4 protein-coding genes are annotated in these 5,021 nt (G+C 74.7%); 3 read left to right on the forward strand and 1 reads right to left on the reverse strand.

Annotated elements, in window-relative coordinates:
• Nucleotides 1-943: LacI family DNA-binding transcriptional regulator (locus ACFXA3_RS35140; protein ID WP_385193847.1), on the reverse strand; the 943-nt coding region annotated here is incomplete at its 3' end.
• A 352-nt stretch (nucleotides 944-1,295) separates the two neighbouring features.
• Here ACFXA3_RS35140 and ACFXA3_RS35145 point away from each other — a divergent pair.
• The 3 genes from ACFXA3_RS35145 (at nucleotide 1,296) to ACFXA3_RS35155 (ending at nucleotide 4,890) form a co-directional block, all read left to right on the forward strand.
• On the forward strand, nucleotides 1,296-2,573 hold the full coding sequence (locus ACFXA3_RS35145) for an MFS transporter (protein ID WP_385193849.1): 1,278 nt from the start codon (nucleotides 1,296-1,298) through the stop codon (nucleotides 2,571-2,573).
• A 75-nt stretch (nucleotides 2,574-2,648) separates the two neighbouring features.
• Nucleotides 2,649-3,353 (forward strand): alpha/beta fold hydrolase, encoded by a 705-nt coding sequence (locus ACFXA3_RS35150; protein ID WP_385193851.1) that lies wholly within the window; start codon nucleotides 2,649-2,651, stop codon nucleotides 3,351-3,353.
• 58 nt (nucleotides 3,354-3,411) lie between these two features.
• On the forward strand, nucleotides 3,412-4,890 hold the full coding sequence (locus ACFXA3_RS35155; protein WP_385193854.1) for an amidase: 1,479 nt from the start codon (nucleotides 3,412-3,414) through the stop codon (nucleotides 4,888-4,890).
• Nucleotides 4,891-5,021 lie beyond the last annotated feature (131 nt).

Consider the following 5,021-nt stretch of genomic DNA (forward strand, 5'->3'; position numbering starts at 1 on the left):
CCGTGCTCAGCCGCGGCCGCAGCAGCCTGCCGATGAGCAGGTCGTCCGCGCCCATGACCGCGACGTCCTCGGGGACGCGCAGCCCCTCGTCCATCAGGGCCCGCATCAGCAGCATCGCGTACTCGTCGTTGTACGCGAACACCGCGTCCAGACCGAGGGAGCGCCAGCGGGCGGCGAGGGCGGCGGCCGACTCCTCCGAGTCGGCCATCGGGAGCGGTTCGACCACGGCGTCCGCGACCGAGCGGGCGCCCTCCAGCCGGGGGGTGGAGAAGAGCCCCAGCCCCTCCTCCTGCGGGACGACGACGCCGATCCGCCGGTGCCCCCGCTCGACGAGGTGGGCGGCGGCCCGGACGCCGACCTCGCTCTGGTCCATGACCAGGGAGTGCGCCCCGGGGACCCCGGCCGGGCCCATCGTTATCACCGCACGGGCGCCGGCCCGCTTGAGCGTGGCCACGTTGTGCGCGGACAGGGAGATCTCGCCGAGGGAGATCACCGCGACCGGGCGCAGCTCCGCCCAGGCCCGGGCGGCCTCGTCGCCGCTGAGGCCGAGGCTGCCGTACTGGACCACGGTGTAGTCGAGGCGGCGCAGGGACCACTGGAGCTCGTTGAGGAACGCGCTGTAGAGCGGGCCGATCGGCACGTGCGAGGTGGGCAGCAGCACGATCCGCGTGTGCCCGGCGCGCAGGCTGCGGGCGGCGGCGTGCGGCACGTACCCGAGTTCCTCGGCGGCCTGGCGGACCTTGCGGCGGGTCGGTTCGCTGATGCGTACGGCTTCCGCGTTGTTCAGGACGTACGAGACCGTCGCGCGCGACACACCGGCGAGCCGGGCCACGTCGGCGCTGGTCGGCACGGGGGCGGCCGCGGGAGCGGTGCCGGAGGGCGTCGCGGGGGAACGCGTGGGGGCCGGGGCCGACGGCTTCGGCGCTTTCGATGACTGTGACATTGCCGTGGCATCTTTCCAGACCGATCACGTCCGGGGGCTAGCGGATGGCCGGAAACGGATGCTACACAGTGGTTACACGATTCATTGACACGTGTAACCCAGGCGCCACATCCCGCGCCCCGGGGGCGCCGCAGCGCGTGTCGGACCGTGTCCCGACGTGCCGCCGCCCCGTCGCGTTCCGTCGAACCCCCGCCGAGGCGACGGGGCGGCGCGCACCCTTCCGCGCACCTCCCGCCCCTCCTCCCGCCCCTCTCCCGGCGCCGCTCCAGGCCCCGCACCGGCACCTCCCCGCGCCGCCTCCCGCACCCCACCCCACCCTCAGCCGCACGAAGAACCCGCCCAGGAGGGCACCGTGGCCCTTTCCTCCTCCGGCACCGGCACCGCCGGAGCCACCCCCGACGACGCGTCCGCCGCAGCCGGCACCACCACCACCGCGCGCGGTCCCGGACGCGGCCTGTTCCCGTTGCTGCTGGTCGGCAACAGCGCGATGTACACGCTCTACATCGGCGTCGGCGGCGTCCTGCTCGCCCTCCAGGTCGAACACGTCGACCCGGCGGACAAAGTCTCCAACTTCGGCCTGATCGCGGGGGTCTCCGCGATCTTCGCCACGATCTTCAACCCGGTGGCCGGGGCCCTGTCCGACCGCAGCGGCCGGCGCAATCCCTGGATCCTGGGCGGCGGGCTCGCCGCAGTGCCGGCCATGTTCCTGCTCGGCGGCGCCGACACGATCCTGCTGATCACGATCGCCTGGTGCCTCGGCCAGGCCGTCATGAACGTCTACCAGGCCGCCCTCACCTCGGTCGTCCCCGACCGGGTCCCCGGGTCCGCCCGCGGAAAGGCCTCCGCGGCCGTAGGTCTCGGCCTGCCCTTCGGCTCCACCCTCGGCGCCCTGCTCGGCGCGGCGTTCTCCGAGGACTACCGCACCGGATACCTCGCGTTCGGCGCGATCGTGGCGGGCGCCGCGGTCCTGTTCACCACCTGCACCCGCGAGGAACGGCTCCCGGCACGCGCCCCGATGCCCGTCGCGGAGCAGCTCGCCGCGTTCACCGGAGCCCTGCGCGACCACGACTTCCGGTGGGCCTTCATCGGGCGGGCACTGCTCGTCCTCGGGTACTTCGCCGTCAGCGGGTACCAGCTGTACATCCTCCAGGACCACACCGTGCTGCCCGACGGCATGGAGCCGGAGTCCGCGGTGGCGGTCCTGATGCCGCTGACCAGCGTCGCAATGGTCGTCTCGACGGTCCTCGGCGGCTACCTGTCCGACCGGCTCGACCGCCGCAAGCTGTTCGTCGGCGCCTCCGCGCTGCTGTCGGCCGTCGCGCTCGTGATCCCGGCCGCGTCGGCGAGCTGGCCGGCCATGCTGGCCTTCGCGGCCGTCAACGGGCTGGCCTTCGGCTGCTACATGGCCGTCGACACGGCGCTCGTGACGATGGTGCTCCCGAAGGCGGAGGACGCGGCCCGCGACATGGGCGTGCTCAACATCGCGAACGCGGGGCCGCAGATCATCGCGCCGTTCATCGCCTCGGTGATCGTCTCGCTGAGCGGCGGCTACACCGCCCTGTTCGTCGTCGCGGCCGTCCTGGCGGTGGCGGGCGCCCTGGCGGTGAAGCCGATCCGCAGCGTGCGCTGAGCGCGGGCGGCCGCCGCCGCTTCCCCCGATCCACCCACCCCCGTACCCGGCACCACCCTGCAGAAAGGCAACACCGTGCAGCTGCACACCCACACCTGGGGCGAGGGCGACCGCACCGCGCTCCTGGTCCACGGCATGATGGCCGACCACCGGACCTGGCGCCGGGTGGGGCCCGCACTCGCCGGGCGCGGCTACCGCGTCATCGCCGTGGACCTGCGCGGCCACGGCGCCAGCGGGCGCGGCGCCTACCGCCCGGAGCTGTTCGCGGACGACCTGGCCGAAAGCCTGCCGACGGGCGCCGACCTCGCCATCGGGCACTCCCTGGGCGGGCTGGCCCTCTCCCTCGCCGTGGACCGGCTGAAGCCGAAGCGGGCGGTGTTCTCCGACCCGGCCTGGCATCTGGCCAGTCCGGCCGAAGGGCTCGGTCCGGAGCTGTTCACGCAGTTCAAGTCCGCGCCCAAGGAGCAGATACGGGCGATGAACCCGCGCTGGGAGGAGGCGGACGTCGACATCGAGCTGCAGACGCTGGCCGTGTGGGACGAGGCGACGGCACTCAGCCTGGCCTCCCTGTCGGGCGCGGACCTGCTGCCGGCGGCGCCGGTGGTCCCCTCGCTCGTCCAGCTCGCCGACCCGAGCTTCCTCATCTCGCCCGAGCGGGCGGCGCTCCTCGAAGCGCGCGGTTTCGCGGTCCGCCCCGTAGCCGGCGCCGGACACACCGTCCACCGCGACGACTTCGACGGGTTCATGGCCTCGCTGGAGGGCTGGATCGAACCGCTCTAGCCACCCTCGGGCCCTCCCCGTTACCTTCGGTCCTACCGAGCGGTAACGGGGAGGTCCGATGTCGGTGACGTCAGGTACGCAGTCTTCAACCGTCCCGTCCGCCTGCGGCGGCCTGGTGGACACGGCGCGGGCGCTCGCCGAAGGGGGCGTCAGCTCACGCCGGTTGACCGAGGAGGCGCTGGCGCGGATCGCGGCCGCGCAGCCCGGGCTCAACGCCTTCCGGATCGTCCGCACCGAGGCCGCGCTCGCCGAGGCGGACGCGGCCGACCGGCGCCTGGCCGCAGGAGAACGGCTCCCGCTGCTCGGCGTGCCCGTCGCCGTCAAGGACGACATGGACGTCGCCGGGGAACCGACCGCGTTCGGCTGCGCCGGCCGGTTCCCGCCGAAGCCCGCCGACAGCGAGGCCGTACGGAGGCTGCGCGCCGCCGGCGCGATCATCGTCGGCAAGACCCAGACGCCGGAGCTGGGCCAATGGCCGTTCACCGAGGGCCCGGCGTTCGGCGACACCCGCAACCCGTGGAACCCGGCGTACACGCCCGGCGGTTCCTCCGGCGGCTCGGCGGCGGCCGTGGCCGCGGGACTGGTCCCGGCGGCCCTCGGGTCCGACGGGGCGGGTTCGGTACGGATCCCCGCGGCCTGGACCCACCTGGTGGGCGTCAAACCGCAGCGCGGGCGCATCTCCACCTGGCCCGAGCCGGAATCGTTCCACGGGCTGACGGTCAACGGCGTACTCGCCCGCACGGTCGCCGACGCGGCGCTCCTGCTCGACGCCGCGAGCGGCCAGCACCCCGGGGACCGCCACCACCCGGCCCCCGTCTCGGCGTTCGACGCCACCCGCCGCACCCCGCGCCGGCTGCGCATCGCCCTGTCGTTCGGGATGGCGTTCACGGCAACGCCGAAGTCCCTCGACCCGGAGGTCCGTTCGGCGGTGGAGCGACTCGCCGGGCGACTGGAGTCCCTGGGCCACGAAGTGGTCCCGCAGGACCCGCGCTACGGACAGATCGGCCTGACCTTCGTCCCCCGCGCGACCCGAGGCGTCCGGGACTGGGCGTCCCGGGTGCCGGACCCCGCCCTGCTGGACCCGCGCACGCACGAGGCGATGCGCACGGGCCGCATCCTGGGCGGCCTCCCGCTGCGGGTGTCCCGCCGGGCGGAGGGGCTGCTGCGGCGGCGGGTGGGCGAGATCTTCGACCGGTTCGACGTGGTCCTGACCCCGACGACGGCCACGCCACCCCTGCGCATCGGCGCCCTGGCGGGGCTCGGCGCGATGGCCACGGACCGGGCGATGATCGCGGCGTGCCCGTACGCCTGGACGTGGAACGTCCTGGGCTGGCCGGGGGTGAACATCCCGGCGGGATTCACGACGACGGGCCTCCCGATGGGAGCCCAACTCCTGGGACCGGAGGGAGCGGAGCCGCTGCTCCTGAGCCTGGCCGCACAAACGGAGGCGGCGGAGGACTGGGCACGACACCGCCCGGACGGAATCCCGGCCGCGCCACCGGCAGCCGGGCCGGGGTCAGGGAGGCTCGGCAGCTGAGGGGGCGGGGGCGGGGCGGGGGCGGGGGCGGGATCCGCACTCCTGGCGCGGGACGGGCCGGCCGGACCGCCCGGGGCTCGCCCCTGGACGCGGCGCCGGCGGGGCGGGCCGGGGGGGTGGGGGCGGGGGCG

Source organism: Streptomyces sp. NPDC059456, from assembly GCF_042750055.1.
GTDB lineage: Bacteria > Actinomycetota > Actinomycetes > Streptomycetales > Streptomycetaceae > Streptomyces.

What these genes read in the sequence shown, in the direction of transcription:
- ACFXA3_RS35155 (WP_385193854.1), top strand. Translation starts at nt 3,412, where the DNA reads ATGTCGGTGACGTCAGGTACGCAGTCTTCAACCGTCCCGTCCGCCTGC.